Below are 15,771 nucleotides of genomic sequence, written 5' to 3'. Positions count from 1 at the left end.
GCCGTGCGAGCTTGACCTTGACGTGTACGTCAAGGCCTACCGTGCCGGACATGCGAAGTGAGGAGATCAGGCTGGCCCGGCGGCCGGGCGGCGCGCCCGTGCTGGAGGACTTCGAGCGGGGCGTGCGGGAGCTGCCCGAGCCGGGCGACGGCGAGGTGGTGGTCCGCAACCGGCTCATGGCGCTCGGCGCGGCGATGCGGTCGCTGCTGGCCGGCGGGCTCGGGGTGGTGCCCGGCTACGAGGTCGGGGCGGCGCTCTTCGGCCGGGCGGTCGGCGAGGTGGTGGCCTCGGCGAGCCCGGCCCTGCCGGTGGGCGCGACCGTGCTGCACGGGCTCGGGTGGCGCGAGCACGCGTCCGGCCCGGCGCAGCGGTTCCGCCGGATCGACGCGGGCGACGCGGTCGCGCTGCTGTCGGGCGGCCTGACCGCGTACGCCGGGCTGCGTGCCGCGGGGCTGCGGCCCGGCGAGACGGTGTACGTGTCCGGGGCGGCCGGCGGGATCGGCAGCGTGGCCGGCGCGATCGCGCGGGCGCTCGGGGCGGAGCGGGTGATCGGCAGCACGGGCAGCGCGGGCAAGGTGGCGGCGCTGACGGAGCGGTTCGGCTACGACGCCGGCTTCCGCCACGGCGCGGAGGCGCTGCGCTCGGCGGCGCCCGACGGGGTGGACGTCGGCTTCGACACCGTCGGCGGTCAGGTGCTCGCCGACCTCGTCGGCGCGATGCGGCCGCGCGGCCGCATCGCGCTGTGCGGGGCGCTCGCGACGCAGCTCGGCGGCGCCGCCGACCCGCCGCTGGACCTCACGACGGTCATCGGCCGGCGGCTGTCGCTGCACGGGTTCACCACGGCCGACGAGCCGCGCCACGAGGCGGAGTTCCTGGGTCTCGGGATCGCGGTGCCGCACACCGTGGTCGACGGCCTCGCCGCGGCGCCGCAGGCCCTGCTCGACCTGTTCGCCGGTCGCTACACCGGGACGGTCCTGGTCCGGTTGGCATAATGGGGTGATGCGCATCGGGGCACTGGCGCGGGTCGCCGGGACGAGCACCAGGACGTTGCGGTACTACGAGCAGGAGGGCCTGCTCACCAGCGCCCGCACACCGGCCGGCTACCGCGACTACGACCCCGCCGCCGTGCGCCGTGTGCGCAACGTCCGCGAGCTGCTGTCGCTCGGCTTCACCATCGCCGACGTGCGGGAGTTCCTGCCGTGGCTCGACCGGGAGCTGCCGCCGACGTTCGCCGCCGGCGCCGGCTGCGTGGCCGCGATGCGCGTCGCCGAGGAGCGGCTCGCGCTCATCCGCCAGCGGCTGGACACGCTGACCCAGCTGCACGACAGCCTCGCGGCGCGCCTCGACCGCCCGGCGGCGGCACGTCCCGGCCTCGTCGACGCACTCGCGCACCGAGGCGTGCCGCCCGAAGGACCCGCGGACCCGCCGGGCTAGCGGTACACCGGAAGGGTGGGAACCGCGGCGAGCAGCTCGCGGGTGTAGCGGTCGGCGGGGCGGTCGAAGACGTCGCCGGCCGCGCCGCGCTCCACCACGGAGCCGTCCTTCATGACCAGGACCTCGTCGCTGAGCTGCCGGATGACGGCCAGGTCGTGCGAGATGAACAGCATCGCCAGGCCGCGCTGCGCCTGCAGGCCCGCCAGCAGCTCGAGGATCTGGGCCTGGATCGAGACGTCCAGCGCGGACACCGGCTCGTCGCACACCAGCAGTTCGGGGCCGGTGGCCAGGGCCCGGGCGATCGCGACGCGCTGGCGCTGGCCGCCGGACATCTCGGCCGGGTGGCGTTCGGCCAGCGACGCGGCCAGGCCGACGGTCTCCAGGAGCTCGGCGACGCGTCGGCGCCGAGCTCCGCGGTCGCGGTCCGCCCGCAGCGCCTCGGCGATGACCTGGCCGGCGGTGAAGCGGGGGTCGAACGCGCCGAGCGGGTCCTGCTGGATGAGCTGGATGCGGCCGCGCTGCGGGCGGCGGCGCCGCTCCGGCACCGAACTCCAGGGGGCGCCGGCGAAGCGGACGTCGCCCTCGTCGGGGCGCAGCAGGCCGAGGGCGATGCGGGCCACGGTGCTCTTGCCGGAGCCGGACTCGCCGACGACGCCGAGGGTGCGGCCGGCGGTGACGGTGAACGAGACGTCACGCACGGCGGCGTGGTCGGTGCCGTCGGGGCGGCGGTACCGCTTGCTGACCCCCTGTACCTCGAGCAGCGCCGGGCCGGGGGAGCCGTCCGGGTCGCGGCGGGGCCGGCCGGTGGGGACCGCGGCGAGGAGCCGGCGCGTGTACGGGTGGCGAGCCGCTCCGAGCACCGATGCCGGGGGCCCCGACTCGACGACGACGCCCTCGCGCATCACCAGGATGTGGTCGGCCATGCGGGCCACCACGGCCAGGTCGTGGCTGATCATCAGCAGTGCGGTGCCGCCGGCCTGGAGCTCCTCCAGCAGGGTCAGGACCTGGGCCTGCACGGTGACGTCGAGGGCGGTGGTCGGTTCGTCGACGACGAGGACCGGCGGGTTCGCGATGGCGGCGGATGCGATGAGGGCCCGCTGGCGCAGGCCGCCGGAGAGCTGGTGGGGGTACTGCTGCGCCCGCACCGCCGCCTCCGGGACCCCGGCGTCGGCGAGCGCCTCGACCACCCGGCCGGGACGGAGGGCGCGCGATATCAGGCGGTGCCGGCGCAGCGGCTCGCCGACGTCGCGGCGCACCCGGTGCAGCGGGTTGAGCGAGCCGAGCGCGTCCTGCGCGACGAGCCCGATGTCGCGGCCGCGCAGGCGCCGCCACTGGGCTTCGGACAGCGTGGTCAGGTCTTGGCCGGAGAGGCGCAGCGCGGCGGCGGTGACGGTGGCGGCCGGGCCGGCCAGGCCGAGCAGGGCGCGGGCGGTGGCGCTCTTGCCGGAGCCGGACTCGCCGACGATGGCCAGGCACTGTCCCTTGTGGAGGGTGAAGGAAATGCCCCGGACCGCTTCGACGGTACCGCGAGCGGTGCGGAACGTGACGTGAAGGTCCTCGGCGGCCAGGACGGGGTCGGGGCTCACTGCGGTACCACCGTGGAAGCCCGGCGCAGGTCGGCGATCCAGCGCGCGTCCCGTCGCGATCGGCGCCGGTGCTCGCGGTCGGCCAGGATGTCGGCGGCCCGGGCGGCGTCCCCGCTGCGGGCGAGGGCGTCGCACAGCGTGTCCACGACGATGTCCTGCTGCAGGCGGCTGCCGCCGACGAGGGCCACCGCCGCGACCACGCCGCCGAGGTGCTGTGCGGCCACGTCGTAGCGACCGTCGGCGTGCGCGGCGATGCCGTCGAGGACGGCGAGGACGACATCGCGGTTGGGCCGGGCGGTCTCGGCCGCCCAGGCGGCGCGGAGGGTTCCGAGGCCTTCCCGGTCGGCGGCGGCCAGGGCGAGGGCGGCGTGCACGTCGAACAGCGCGCCGCGCGCGGCCGACAGCTGGGCGCGGGCGAGCTCGGCGACCGGGCGCCACGGCAGGGCGGTGTGGCCGTCGATCCGCAGCCGCCACAGCACGGCGGCGGCGTCGACGAGCGTGGTGCGGCGGGTGGAGACGCCGGGGTCGATGGCGGCGTGGTACCGCCGCAGCCCGAGTTCGGCGTCGTCGTTCTCCAGCGCCACGAGCGCGTGATGCCAGCGCAGGTGCGTCTGCAGCGGCGAGCGCGGGTGCCGGGTGCCGAACCAGCCGTTGAGGAACGACTCCACGGCGGCGATGCGTCCGGTCTCGTGCAGGACGTGGACGTACCCGTGACAGGCGGCGCGGTTGTCGGGCCGGTCCAGCAGCGAGCGCTCGGCCGCCGCCTCGGCCGCCGCGAACTGCCATGCCTCCTCCAGCTCCAGCGCGCAGATCCCGGCCAGGGCCCAGTCGTCCGGGAACGCGGCGGTCGACGGCGCGGCCAGCGCGAGCACGCCGTCGCGGCCGGTGCCCGCGGCGATCCGCCGGCCGCTGAGCAGCCCGGCGGCGAACCCGAGGACGAGCAGGTCGCCGGGGTGCGCCTCCAGATGCTCGGCGTAGGCGGCGAGGTGCGTGGGCGGCGCGGTCACGAGGTCGATCTGGCGGGCCTCGCGCGGGCCGAGCCGGTCGGGGTGGTCGCGGCGCAGCCGGACGGCGGCGGTGAACGCCTCCCGGGCCTCGGTGTCGCGGCCGGCCGAGGCCAGGCTGAGCCCGAGCCCGAGGTGCGCGACGGCGAAGCCGGGGTCGAGCGCGATCGCCTGGGCGAAGCCGTCGGCGGCGGTGTCGTCGAGGGCCAGGTACGCGTCGACGGCGTCGAAGTAGGCCGCGGCGGCCTGCGGGTCCGTGGTGGACACGCGCTGCCCGTAGCGGTCGGTGGGCACGGGGGTACCTCCAAAGTGGCTCACGGCCGGACCGAGCCGATGCCGAAGCGGTTGCGCAGGTCGCGACCCAGGATGGTGACGGCGACCGCGGTGACGGTGATGAGCAGGCCCGGGAAGACCCCGGCCCACCAGGCGACGGCCAGCGTCGAGCGGCCCTCGGCGAGCATCGCGCCCCACTCCGGGGTCGGCGGCTGGGCGCCGAGGCCGAGGAAGCTCAGCCCCGAGGCGAAGATGACGGCCACGCCCAGCCCGAGCGTCGCGGTCACCAGTAGCGGCCCGGCCGCGTTGGGCAGGATGTGCCGCCACAGTGAGGTCCACGGGCCGACGCCGAGCCCGGTGGCCGCCTCGACGTAGCCGGCGTTGCGGACCACGAGCAGCCGGGAGCGCAGCAGGCGGGCGTAGCCGGGCATGTCGGCCAGGCCGATCGCGAGCAGCAGGCTGAGCTCGCCCCGGCCGGCGATGGTGACCACGACCAGCGCCAGCAGCAGTGCCGGGAATGACAGCAGCACGTCGAGGACCCGGCTGATGACGCTGTCGGCGAACCGGCCGCCGAGCGCGGCCAGGACGCTCACCGGCACGGCCACGAGCAGCGCGACGAGCGTCGCGCCGGCGGCGATGCGCAGCGAGTGCCGGGCGCCGTGGACGGCCCGGGCGAACAGGTCCCGGCCGAGCTGGTCGGTGCCGAACCAGTGCCCGGCGCCCGGCGGGCGGAACGAGGCGAGCGGGTCGGTCGCGTTCGGGTCGTGGCCGGTGAGCAGCTGCGGCCACAGCGCGGCGACGACGACGGCGAGGATGACGAGCGCCGAGGCCGAGACGGCGAGCCTACGTCCCATCGCGACGCACCCTCGGGTCGATGACGAGATAGGAGGCCTCGACGAGCAGGTTCACCACGACGAACACGGCGGCGGCCAGCATGACCACGCCGGTCACCATCGGCAGGTCCTTGTTCGTCACGGCGGTCAAAGCGACCTGGCCGAGGCCGGGCCGGCCGAAGACCTGCTCGATGAGGACCGAGCCGCCCAGCAGGCTGCCGACGAACCAGCCGGTGAGCGTGGTGGCCGGGACCAGGCAGTGCCGCAGCGCGTGCCCGGCCCGCACGGCCAGCGCACCGGCGCCGCGGGCCCGGGCCGCGGTGACGAACGGCTGGGCGAGGGCGGTGTCCATCTCCTCGCGCAGCACCTGGGCGAGGGTGCCGGCGATCGGCAGGGCGACCGCGACGGCCGGCAGCACGAGACTGCGCCAGGTGCCGGCCTCGATGACCGGGAACAGGTGCCAGCGCAGCGACAGGAACGTGATGAGCAGGATGCCCAGCCAGTACTGCGGCAGCGACACGGCGACCATCTCCAGCCCGGAGAACAGCGCCCGGGCGACGCGGCTGCGCTCGGGGACCAGCACCGCCGCGCCCACCGCCAGCAGCACCGCGAGCAGCAGCGCCGCCCCCGCGAGCTGGACGGTGGGCAGCACCTGCTCGGCCAGGGCACCCCACACCGGCCGCTGCAGCTGGTAGGAGGTGCCGAGGTCGCCACGGGCCAGGTCGCCCAGCAGCCGCAGGTACTGCACCGCGACCGGGTCGTCCAGCCCGTATTCGGCGCGCACCTGGGCCTTGAGCTCCGGCGAGACCAGCGCCTGGTTGCCCATGATGATGTCGACCGGGTCGCCGGGGATCAGGTGCAGCATCGCGAAGCACAGCGTGGCGGCGCCCCACAGCTGCACGACCGCGATCGCCGCCCGGCGGGCGAGGCGGCCGGCGTCACGCCGGGTGGGCACGGCCCAGCACCGACCGCTCGCCCGCCTCGACCGCGGTCGTCAGCACGTTCTCCCGGGGCGGGAGCGGGCAGTTGTACCAGTCCGAGAACGCGCACGGCGGCAGGTACGAGCGGTTGAAGTCCACCACGTACCCGTCCGGCGCCGGGCCGGCCTCGACGAAGCGCCCCGGGCGGTACGTGCTCACACCGGTCGTCGCGTCGGCGAACACGAACCACAGACCGCCGTGGCCCTCGAACGCCCGCACCCGGTGCTCGGCGCCGCCGAGGGTGAACGTCAGCTCGCCCGGCACGACGTGCGCGCGGACGATGTCGTCGCGCTGGTAGGGGATCGGGGTGGCCTCGGGTTCGGCGAACGGCTCGAACGCCGCCGGGACGCGGAAGCGCTCGTCGTACGGGTACCGATCGATGCCGGCGAACTCCGTCCGGCCGGGCGCGGCATGCTCGTAGGTGCGCACCACCGCCCCGTCCTCCCGCACGAACGTCCGGATCGTCACGCCGGGCGCCTCGAGGTCGCCCTCGACGAACGCGGTACCGGTCACCGGCGCACCGTCCTTGGTCAGCGGTGCGCCCGGCTCGACGGTGACGGCGAGCCGGCCGTCCCGGAGGCTCCAGGTGCCGGGCACGCCGTCGATGACGACCGGCTCGGTGACCGGGTATGTGCCGGTCAGGGCGGTGTGGCCGGCCGGGCCGGCCACCTCCTCGGCGCGCGCGGCCAGCCAGGCCTCGAAGTCGTCGTTGCTCACTTGGTCCGCCATACGGTGTAGAAGGAGTCCGGGTACCCGGAGACGGTGAACTGCACGCCCTGCACGGCGTTGGAGACGCCGAGGAGGTACTGCGGGACGTAGATCGGCACCGCCGCGGCGTTGTCGATGACCCACTTCTGCAGCGGCCCGTAGGCGGCCGGCCGGTCCTCCTGGCGCAGCGCCGTGGTGCCCTGGCTGAGCCACTGGTCGACCTGCGGGTCGTCGACGTTGGCGTAGTTGGCGCCGCCCTTGATGGCCGCGAACTTCGACGACCACACGTTGTAGAGCATGTCCGGGTCGGCCCGCTGGTTGCTCTGGTCGGCGATGTCGTAGTCGCCGGCCTTGGCCCGGGCCGAGAGCGTGCCGGCGTCGAGGCCCTGCACGGTCACCTCGAAGCCGAGCTTCTTGGCGTTGTCGGCGATGGCCTGGGCGACGATGTCGCGCTGCTCGCGCATGACGGTGCTGTTCTGGACCCAGACGACGGTCAGGCGCTTGCCGTCCTTGGTGCGGTACCCCTGCGCGTCCTTCTGCTGCCAACCGGCCTCGTCGAGCAGCCGGTTGGCCAGCGTCAGGTCCTGTGGCCAGCTGTTCTCCAGCGTGCTGTCGTACGAGTAGGGCGTGCTCGGCGTGAGCGGGCTCCAGGCGCGCGGGAAGCGGCCCGCATAGACCGACTTGACGATATTGTCGATGTCGATGCCGCGCTGGAACGCCTGGCGCACCTTGACGTCGTCGAATGGGGCCCGCTTGGTGTTGAGGTACGCGGTGAACGGCGTGCCGGCCGCGGTCGCGCTGAGCACCCGCACCCCGCCGCCGGCCTCGAACGCGGCCGCGGTCACCGGCGGCACGTTCGCGGCGAGCTGGGCCTGGCCGCTGCTGACCGCGCCGACCCGGATCGCGTTCTCCGGCAGGAAGCGGACCTCGACCTTGTCCAGGTATGCGGCGCCCTGGTGCGGTGCGCCCTCCGGCGGCCAGTTGTAGGCGTCGTACCGCGCGAACGTGAGGCTCTGCCCCTTGGTGTACGCGGCCGTAGTGAACGGCCCGGTGCCCACGGCCGCGCCCGGTCCGCCGGCGCACAGGGCGGCCTGGCCCTTCGCGAGCGCCGCCGGGGACTGGATGCCGAGCACGGAGAACGACACCAGCTGCAGGAACGGGGCGAACGGCGACTTGAGCCTGACCGCCAGTGTGCCCGGGTCGGTCGCGGTCGCCGAGGAGAACGGCAGCGAGCCGGCCAGCGGGGCCTTGGTCGCGGGGTCGGTGAAGTGGTCGAAGGTCGCCTTGGCCGCGGTCGCGTCGAACTTCGTGCCGTCGTGGAACGTCACGCCGTCGCGCAGGTGGAAGGTGTACGTCGTACCGTCGGCCGAGACGTCCCAGGAACTGGCCAGCCAGGGGTGGAAGGCGCCCTTCGCGTCCTGGTAGATCAGCGAGTCGTACACGTTGCGCTGCAGGATCTGCGTGGCGATCTGGCTCGGGGCCGCGGGGTCGAGGCAGGTGGGCTCGACGTCGGTGGCGAACACGACGGCGCCGCCGCGCACGGGGGCGCCGGACGCCGCGCCGTCGCCGGGCGAACCGGTGCTGCTGCATGCGGCCAGCAGCGTCACCGACGCTGCCGCCGCGGCAAGCCTGCGGACCATAGTAACTCCAGTATTCAGACGTGATTGCTAGGAAATCCGCCGCGAGCGTATACACGCGTCGACGCTCGGGCAAGGGGCTTCGACCTGTGATGCTTCTTGCTTGGGGTGTTACGAGCCGGCGGCGAGCTTCGCCAGGCGGGCCTCGCGGGAGCGGTCCAGGTGGGCGACGAGGGCCCGCCGCGCCTCCTCGGCGTCGCCGGCCTCGATCGCGTCGACGACCTGCCCGTGCTCGGCCGCGGCCTTCTCCCGGTCGGCGAGGGTCGGCTCGTCGGTGTCGTACACGGCCAGCAGCGTGTCGAGCCGCTCCAGCAGGTCGGTGATCGTGGCGTTGCCCGCCGCGGCGCGCAGGGCCTTGTGCCAGGCCGCGTGCAGCTCGCGCAGCTGCGCCGGGTCGTCGGCCGCCGCCGCCTCGCCGGTCAGGTGCCGCAGCCGGGCCAGGTCGAACGCCGAGCGCCGGCCGGCCGCCGCGGCCGCGCACGTCGACTCGAGCGCGATGCGGGCCGCGTAGATCTCCAGCAGTTCCTCGGGGCTGCGCGTGCGCACCCGGTAGCCGCGCCGGTCCCGCTCCAGCAGTGCATCTCGTTCCAGCATCGCGAGGGCCTCGCGCACCGGCGTCCGCGACACCCCGAGCCGCTCCGCGAGCACCGTCTCCAGCAGCACCGTGCCCGGCGCGATCCGGCCGGTGACGATCTCGTCGCGCAGCCGCTCGTACTGGGTCGAGGCCGAGTCGCGGTTCACCGGGTCTCCTTCGGCAGCGTTGGCAGTCGCATACTGTCGCATCCGCGATCTCGATGGGCCTCGGGTGGCCGTGACCCCGGCGATGGCCGCCGAGTTCGCCGATTATCTCCGCCCGCCGCCGCACCGCAACCGGCGCCGGCGGCCACGTCCGGGAAGGGGGCAGGGGTTATCGACAATTAGCTATCAAGTTCGACGACGCCCTGGCGTTCGCCGACGACATCCGCGCCCGCCTGCGCGCCGCCGGCCGCCCGGAGGACGACATCCGCATCCTGCCGGGCGCGGCGATCGTCATCGGCGACACGCCGGCCGAGGCGGAGGAGAAGGCCGACTGGGTCCGCCGCGAGCAGATCACCCCGGCCACCGCGCTGGCGCAGGCGAGCCTGCTGCGGAACCTCGACCTCAGCGGGTACGACCCGGACGGCCCGCTCGACGGCTTCAACGTCTCGCCGTATCTGGTCCCGCACGGGCTGGACGACATCGTGGAGCGCCTGGTCCCGGCGTTGCAGGAGCGCGGGGTGTACCGCACCGCCTATACCGGCACCACGCTGCGCGAACACCTCGGCCTGAACGTGCGGCGGTAGTCGCGCGGCGGGAGGCCGCGCCGCGCGTGCGTGCCGGCCTCCACCGTGCTCATGCGTTGCCCCGGCGGGCCCACTCGCCGGCCAGCAGCTCGTAGGAGCGCACCCGGTCGGCGTGGTCGTGGGTGATCGTGGTGACGGCCAGCTCGTCCGCGCCGGTGGCGTCGCGCAGCTGTTCGAGCTTGTCGGCCACGGTCTGCGGGGAGCCGACCAGCTGCGTGTCGACGCGGTCGCGGACGAGGTCACGGTCCTCGTCGGTCCACTCGTGCCGGGCCGCCTCCTCGGGCGTGGGGAACGGGATCGCGCCCGAGCCGGCGCGGATGCTGCGGACCCACAGGCCGTATCCGGAGGCGAGGATCGCGGCGTGCTCGTCGGTCTCGCCGACCACGACGTCGGCGGAGACGGAGACGTGCGGCCGGTCGAGTTCCGCGGACGGGCGGAACGCGGCCCGGTACGCCTCGACCGCGTCCAGGACGGTGCTCGGGCTGTGGTGGTACGAGGCCGCGAACCGCAGCCCCCGCTCGCCGGCGACGGTCGCGCTGGAGCCGCCGGACGCGCCGAGGATCCACACCTGGATCGCGGTGCCCTCGCCGGGGTAGGCGCTGACCGCCACCCCGTTCGGGGACACGTACGTGCCGTCCAGGAACGCGAGGATGTCGCTGACCTGCGAGTCGTAGCTCGGCGTGTACGCGCCCGGCTGCTGCAGCAGGTCCAGCTGGGTGGCCACCTTCGTCGCCGACGTGGCGAGCAGGCGGCCGAAGTCGTACTGCTTCGGCAGCAGCAGCCCGTTGCCGGTCCGCTGCTCGGTCGCGTGGTCGCCGCCACCGCGGTTCGCCGTGTACGCCGAGACCGCCGCGACCAGCGGCTGGCCCGCGCCGGTGCCCTCGGCGGCCGCGGGCTTCTGCCGCCCGATCGAGCGGCCCAGGCCGAGGTCGAGCCGGCCCGGGTACACCGCGTCGAGCAGCCCGAACTCCTCGACGGTGGCGAGGGGCTGCCGGTGTCCGAGCTGGACCCCGGCCGAGCCGATGCGGATGGTGCTGGTGGCCCCGGCGACCAGCGCGATCGACACGGCCGGGGACGCGCCGAGCACGCCCGGGTTGAGGTGGTGCTCGGCGAACCAGTACCGCTGGTAGCCGAAGCGCTCGGCCCGCCGCGCGAGGTCGATGGCGTTGCGTACCGCGGTGGCGTTGTCGACGCCGCTGCTGCGCGGGATGAGGTCCAGGACGGCCAGGGGTGTCGCGCTCATTGATCGAACGATAGAGGCCCGTCAGGCGAATGTCTACTTATCAGATAGGATTAGGAGGCGTACTACGCCGGGCTGACGCCCGCGATGGTCAGGCGGAGGAGGCGGTTCGCCTCGGCGGCGGCGTCCGGGTGGCGCTCGGTGGCCAGCGCGATGCCGGTGACCAGGTTGAGCAGGTCGGTGATGGTCGCGCCCGGGGTCAGGACGCCGTCGGCCGCGGCGCGGCGCACCAGGGGGTCGCCGGCCTCGGTCAGCCGCGCGGTGGCGCAGTGCTCGTGGGTCTCGCCGGGGTCGGCGACATGGTCGCGGTTGAGGGCCTCGGCCAGCCCGCGGGTGGTGGCGGCGAACGACAGTACGGCGTGCAGCCACTCCAGGAGCGCTGAGCGGCTGTCCGGGTGGTCTTCCAGGCCTCGGGCCCGGTCGGCGAGCGCGTCGACCTGCTTGCGGAAGACCGCCTCGAGCAGGGCGTGCCGCGTCGGGAAATGCCGGCGCACGGTGCCGGATCCGACCTGCGCCGTGCGAGCGATCTGTTCCAGCGACGCGTCGGCACCCTGCTCGGCGATCGCTCGCTCGGCCACGGACAGCAGGAGCGCGTAGTTGCGGCGGGCGTCTGCGCGCTGGCCGGTCATCGGGTCTCCACACGCTTGCTAAGTGGCGGGGTCCGCCGTATGTTAGCACGGACCGAAACGGCGGGGCACGCCGTTTCCTGTGTACCGCTCTCCAGGAGGGTCCCCATGTCTGCTGCTCCCGCTCCCGTTCTCGTCGTCGGCGCCACCGGCAAGCAGGGCGGAGCGTCCGCCCGTGCGCTGCTGGCGGCCGGCATTCCCGTACGGGCACTGGTCCGCGACCCGCAAAGCGACCGGGCGTCGTCCGTCGCCTCCCTGGGCGCGGACCTCGTGCAGGGCGACCTGCGAGACCCCGGCTCGCTGGCCGGGGCGGTGCGCGGCGTCCGGGCCGTGTTCTCGGTCCAGATGGCAGAGGTGAAGGAGGGCGCATTCGACTTCGACGGCGAACTGCGGCAGGCGGCCAACCTGATCGAGGCCGCACGCGCCGCGGGGGTACCACAGTTCGTGCACACCTCCGTGTCGGGCTCCGGCCGGCTGGCGGCCGCGCCCGGCGCCGACTCCGGTCGATGGGCACCCCTGGAGCCGTACTACGCCGCCAAGTCCGGCATCGAGCACCTGGTCCGGCAAGCGGGCTTTCCGCTCTGGACGCTGGTCAAGCCGGGCTTCTTCATGGAGAACTTCCTGCTCTCCGCGGCGTATCTGCTGCCCCGCGGCGCCGAGGGCGGCATCGTGACCGTGCTGAAGCCGTCGACGCGACTGTCCCTGGTCGCGGTCGACGACATCGGCGCGACGGTGGCCGCGGCCGTGGCCCAGCCGGAGCGCTTCCACGAGGTCGAGCTCGAGCTGGCGAGCGACTACCTGTCGCTGACCGAGATCGCCGAGATCCTGTCCCGCGCCCTCGGCGTCCCGCTCACCGCGCCCGACATGACCGAGCCGGAGGCCATCGCCGCGGGCATGCCGGCGTACGCGGGCCTTCCGATGGAGCTGATGAACGTGGCCGGACAGCCGGCGCGCCCGGAGTTCGCGCGCGCGCTCGGCATCCGGCTCAGCTCGTTCGACGAGTGGGCGCGGGAACACATGGCAGGCCGGACGATCACGTCACAGGGGGAGTGACGATCCGGCCGCCACGCGGTGGGCCGGTTACGCGGCGGTGGCGGCGAAGCGCAGCGCCAGGTCGACCAGCCGGTTGGTGTAGCCCCACTCGTTGTCGTACCAGCCGAAGACCTTCACCAGGTGCCCGTCGGCCGCGGTGAGCCCAGCGTCGAACACGCACGACGCGGGGTCGCCGATGATGTCGCGCGACACCAGTGGCGCCTCGCTGTAGCGCAGAATCCCGGCCAGCGGACCGTCGGCCGCCGCCGCGAACGCGGCGTTGACCTGGTCGGCCGTGACGGCCTCGGACAGCCGGACGGTGAAGTCGGTCATCGAGCCGTTCTCGACCGGCACCCGCAGCGCGACCCCGCCGAGGCGCCCGGCGAGTTCGGGCAGCACCAGCCCGATCGCTTTCGCGGCCCCGGTGCCGGTCGGGATGATGTTGGTGGCCGCCGTCCGGGCGCGGCGCAGATCCTTGTGCGGGGCGTCAAGGACGACCTGATCATTGGTGTACGCGTGCACCGTGGTCAGGAAGCCCTGCTCGACGCCGAACGCCCGGTGCAGGACCTGGGCCATCGGCGCGGCGCAGTTCGTGGTGCAGGACGCCGCCGAGACGATCTCGTGCACCCGCGGGTCGTACGTGCTGTCGTTGACGCCCGGCACGAGGGTCGCGTCGACGTCCTTGCCGGGCGCGGAGATGAGCACCTTGCGGGCGCCGGACTTGAGGTGCGCGATCGCGTCCTCGCGGCTGCGGAACTTGCCCGTCGACTCGATGACGAGGTCGACGCCCAGATCGGCCCAGGGCAGGAAGCTCGGGTCGCGCTGGCGCACCACCTCGACGTAGTTCCCGCCGATCGTCAGGCCGCCACCGGACGGGTCGACGTCCACGGTGGCGCGCAGCCGGCCGAAGGTCGAGTCGTACTCGAGCAGGTGCGCCAGCGTCGCCGTGTCGAACAGGTCGTTGATCGCGACGACGGCGATGTCCCGGCCGAGCAGGTCCCGCTCGACGAGGCACCGGACGAGATCCCGGCCGATCCGGCCGAAACCGTTGATGGCGACGCGGTACGTCATGGCTTCCTCCTTCACCCGGTGGGGCACAGCGGCCCCCATACCCTCACCCTCGTCCGTCGGGCGACCGCGCACATGGGCCGGAAGGCCTGCCGTGGAGGGACCCCCGACTCGCGTACTGCCGCAGACGCGCGTGAACCGGTCTCGGGCCTGTGGCCCGGGACCGGTTCTGCGAGGCGTCGGTCACGCGGTGATGAGCTCCTTGGCGACGGGCCGCTCGGGCACCGCGAAGCCCTGGGTGCGCGGCGTGCGCAGGGCGTGGACCAGGCCGGCCGCGCCGACCAGGAACAGCAGCCCGGCGGCGAGGTAGGCCACCAGCGCGGCCTGGGCGGCCTTGGCGCCGAACTCGCTGAAGCCGTACGAGGTGAGCAGCAGGCCGCGCAGGGTCTCGCCCTTGAACACCGTCTCGCGGGCGGTGTTGATGTCGGTGAGCTGCTGCTGCAGGGCGGCGGCGGACCCGTCGTCGGCCTTCTGGGCGGCGGCGAGCTTCGCCTTGAGGTCGGTCTGCACGTCGCCGAGCTGGGCGTACGTCTTGCCGCCCGCGATCGACTTCAGGTGCAGCCCGATGAACTCGTTGGCGTAGCACTCGGCCTGCTTGCCGGTGGTGAGCTGCTGGCCGGCGTACTTGACCAGGCACGCGGACTGCCGCTCCTCGGCGGTCAGCGTGTCAGAGGTCTTGAACGTGATCTGCTGCTGGCCGAGCTGGCTCTTGACGTAGTTGTTGGCGAAGTTCGCGTTGCTGGTCAGGACCAGACCGGCGACCAGCAGGAGCCCGGCCAGGAGGACCAGGCCGAAGCCGACGATGGCGTCGAGCGTCTTGCGCTTCATGGGGCCCTCCCTGGGGCTACGGTGGCGTTTCGCTGTGCTGCCAACAGCATGCGCCGCACCGCTCGACGCACCACAGGGCACAAACGCCCTTGTCCGCAGGGACCTTCGCCCTGCTGTGCGCGCTCACGATGCCGTCGCGCTCTGCTGTGACGACAGTGCTTCCGGCTCGGCCGGCGCGCGTCGGCCTCGGGCCCTCAGCCGCCCCGCTCGCCGTGCATGATCAGCAGCGGGCAGTCCGCGTGGAACAGCAGCCGCTGGACCACGGAGCCGGCCAGCAGCGCGGCGGCAGGGCCGTGCGCGCGGCCGCCGAGCACCAGCAACTGCGCCTCGCCGGACGCGTCGAGCAGGGCGCTGGCCGGCTCGCCGATGGGGACCCGGGCCGTGGCGGGCACGGTGGGGTACTTCTCGTGCCAGCGCCCCACGTCGTCGGTCAGCTCCGCCAGGACGGTTGCCCGGTCGCGGGCCGTGGGCATCAGGGCCGGGATGCCATCGCCCCACGGCGTGACCGGCGGGGTGAGCACGCGGACGGCGACGACCTCGCAGCCACGCCGGGCCGCGTGCTCGAAGGCGGTCGCCAGCAGCCGGTTGTCGTGGTGCGAGCCGTCGACGCCGACGACGACCGGCCCGGCGGCGCCGGCTCGGCCGCGCACGACCGCGACGCCACCGCGGGCGTGCAGGGCGACCCGCGTGCCGCTCCCGCCGCCGAGCGCGGCGGACAGCGCGGTATGCCCGCGGCTGCCGACCACGACGAGCGCCGCCTCGGCCGCCATGGCCTCCAGCACCGTGGCCGGGTCGCCGGGCACCGCGGACCCGGTCGCGTCGAGCCCGGGCCGGTTCGCGCGGACCACGGCCGCCGCGGCCTGCGCCGCCGCGACCGCCGCGCGCCGGTCGTCCTCGTCACCGCGGGGAAAGGCCACCACGACACGCAGCCGCGCGTCGCTGCGCGCGGCCTCGTCCGCGGCCCACTGCAGCGCGGCACCGCAGGCCGGCGTGCCGTCAATGCCAACTACCACGTCTGTGCCCTTCATGGCCGCTCCTCCTCGCCGTAGTCGCTGCCTGATGGTTCACTTCGGACGCTAGGCGCCGGCGCGGACCCGCGGACAGGGCCGGAGGCGCCGTGCCGTGGTGTCCAACGGCCCCCCGCGGACGTGCCGATGGGCCCTGTGCCGTGCGGTGGGACCCCTCGCGGCGAGGGACCGG

16 protein-coding genes are annotated in these 15,771 nt (G+C 74.3%); 3 read left to right on the top strand and 13 right to left on the bottom strand.

What is annotated here, in order from left to right; genetic code table 11:
• The first annotated feature begins 50 nt into the window (after positions 1–50).
• Together ABD352_RS25475 and ABD352_RS25470 are read left to right on the top strand one after the other, a co-directional pair.
• Complete coding sequence (locus ABD352_RS25475) at positions 51–992, top strand: zinc-binding dehydrogenase (protein ID WP_344614995.1); 942 nt, start codon at positions 51–53, stop codon at positions 990–992.
• 7 nt (positions 993–999) lie between these two features.
• Complete coding sequence (locus ABD352_RS25470; protein ID WP_344614994.1) at positions 1,000–1,434, top strand: MerR family transcriptional regulator; 435 nt, start codon at positions 1,000–1,002, stop codon at positions 1,432–1,434.
• Here ABD352_RS25470 and ABD352_RS25465 read toward each other — a convergent pair.
• From ABD352_RS25465 to ABD352_RS25420, 10 genes are all read right to left on the bottom strand, one after another.
• Positions 1,431–3,020, bottom strand: coding sequence for a dipeptide ABC transporter ATP-binding protein (locus ABD352_RS25465; protein WP_344614993.1), 1,590 nt, complete (start codon positions 3,018–3,020; stop codon positions 1,431–1,433). The genes ABD352_RS25470 and ABD352_RS25465 overlap by 4 nt on opposite strands.
• Positions 3,017–4,318: a hypothetical protein gene (locus ABD352_RS25460; RefSeq protein WP_344614992.1), complete on the bottom strand. Its 1,302-nt coding sequence runs from the start codon at positions 4,316–4,318 to the stop codon at positions 3,017–3,019. The genes ABD352_RS25465 and ABD352_RS25460 overlap by 4 nt, the downstream gene beginning before the upstream one ends.
• A gap of 20 nt (positions 4,319–4,338) precedes the next feature.
• A complete protein-coding gene (locus ABD352_RS25455) occupies positions 4,339–5,151 on the bottom strand; it encodes an ABC transporter permease (protein ID WP_344614991.1) in 813 nt (270 codons plus the stop codon).
• The gene (locus ABD352_RS25450) at positions 5,141–6,085 is read right to left on the bottom strand and encodes an ABC transporter permease (protein ID WP_344614990.1); all 945 of its coding nucleotides are present in this window, start codon (positions 6,083–6,085) and stop codon (positions 5,141–5,143) included. The genes ABD352_RS25455 and ABD352_RS25450 overlap by 11 nt, the downstream gene beginning before the upstream one ends.
• Positions 6,069–6,827, bottom strand: coding sequence for a DUF1684 domain-containing protein (locus tag ABD352_RS25445; protein WP_344614989.1), 759 nt, complete (start codon positions 6,825–6,827; stop codon positions 6,069–6,071). Before ABD352_RS25445 ends, ABD352_RS25450 begins: the two co-directional genes overlap by 17 nt.
• The gene (locus ABD352_RS25440) at positions 6,824–8,458 is read right to left on the bottom strand and encodes an ABC transporter substrate-binding protein (protein WP_344614988.1); all 1,635 of its coding nucleotides are present in this window, start codon (positions 8,456–8,458) and stop codon (positions 6,824–6,826) included. Before ABD352_RS25440 ends, ABD352_RS25445 begins: the two co-directional genes overlap by 4 nt.
• Before the next feature lie 108 nt (positions 8,459–8,566).
• Entirely contained in the window at positions 8,567–9,196 is a 630-nt protein-coding gene (locus tag ABD352_RS25435; RefSeq protein WP_344614987.1) for a GntR family transcriptional regulator, read from the bottom strand.
• Positions 9,197–9,372: 176 nt separating this feature from the next.
• Complete coding sequence (locus tag ABD352_RS57690; protein WP_425553633.1) at positions 9,373–9,660, bottom strand: hypothetical protein; 288 nt, start codon at positions 9,658–9,660, stop codon at positions 9,373–9,375.
• 166 nt (positions 9,661–9,826) lie between these two features.
• Positions 9,827–11,020, bottom strand: coding sequence for an LLM class flavin-dependent oxidoreductase (locus ABD352_RS25425; RefSeq protein WP_344614986.1), 1,194 nt, complete (start codon positions 11,018–11,020; stop codon positions 9,827–9,829).
• A 62-nt stretch (positions 11,021–11,082) separates the two neighbouring features.
• Positions 11,083–11,646, bottom strand: a complete 564-nt coding sequence (locus ABD352_RS25420; RefSeq protein WP_344614985.1) for a TetR/AcrR family transcriptional regulator — start codon at positions 11,644–11,646, stop codon at positions 11,083–11,085.
• A gap of 105 nt (positions 11,647–11,751) precedes the next feature.
• Here ABD352_RS25420 and ABD352_RS25415 point away from each other — a divergent pair, with 105 nt between their 5' ends.
• Positions 11,752–12,696 carry an NmrA/HSCARG family protein gene (locus ABD352_RS25415; protein ID WP_344614984.1) on the top strand — a complete coding sequence of 315 codons (945 nt, stop codon included), beginning with the start codon at positions 11,752–11,754 and terminating at the stop codon, positions 12,694–12,696.
• Positions 12,697–12,723: 27 nt separating this feature from the next.
• Here ABD352_RS25415 and gap read toward each other — a convergent pair whose 3' ends face one another.
• From gap to ABD352_RS25400, 3 genes are all read right to left on the bottom strand, one after another.
• Positions 12,724–13,746 carry a type I glyceraldehyde-3-phosphate dehydrogenase gene (gene gap / locus ABD352_RS25410; RefSeq protein WP_344614983.1) on the bottom strand — a complete coding sequence of 341 codons (1,023 nt, stop codon included), beginning with the start codon at positions 13,744–13,746 and terminating at the stop codon, positions 12,724–12,726.
• Between the two features lie 180 nt (positions 13,747–13,926).
• A complete protein-coding gene (locus tag ABD352_RS25405) occupies positions 13,927–14,571 on the bottom strand; it encodes a hypothetical protein (protein WP_344614982.1) in 645 nt (214 codons plus the stop codon).
• A gap of 194 nt (positions 14,572–14,765) precedes the next feature.
• Positions 14,766–15,599: a universal stress protein gene (locus ABD352_RS25400; protein ID WP_344614981.1), complete on the bottom strand. Its 834-nt coding sequence runs from the start codon at positions 15,597–15,599 to the stop codon at positions 14,766–14,768.
• Positions 15,600–15,771: the final 172 nt, after the last annotated feature.

The sequence above is a fragment of the Dactylosporangium salmoneum genome, from assembly GCF_039532525.1.
Lineage (GTDB): Bacteria > Actinomycetota > Actinomycetes > Mycobacteriales > Micromonosporaceae > Dactylosporangium > Dactylosporangium salmoneum.
Note: the sequence above shows the minus strand (reverse complement) of the source record. Positions and strands in the feature narration are given on the sequence as shown.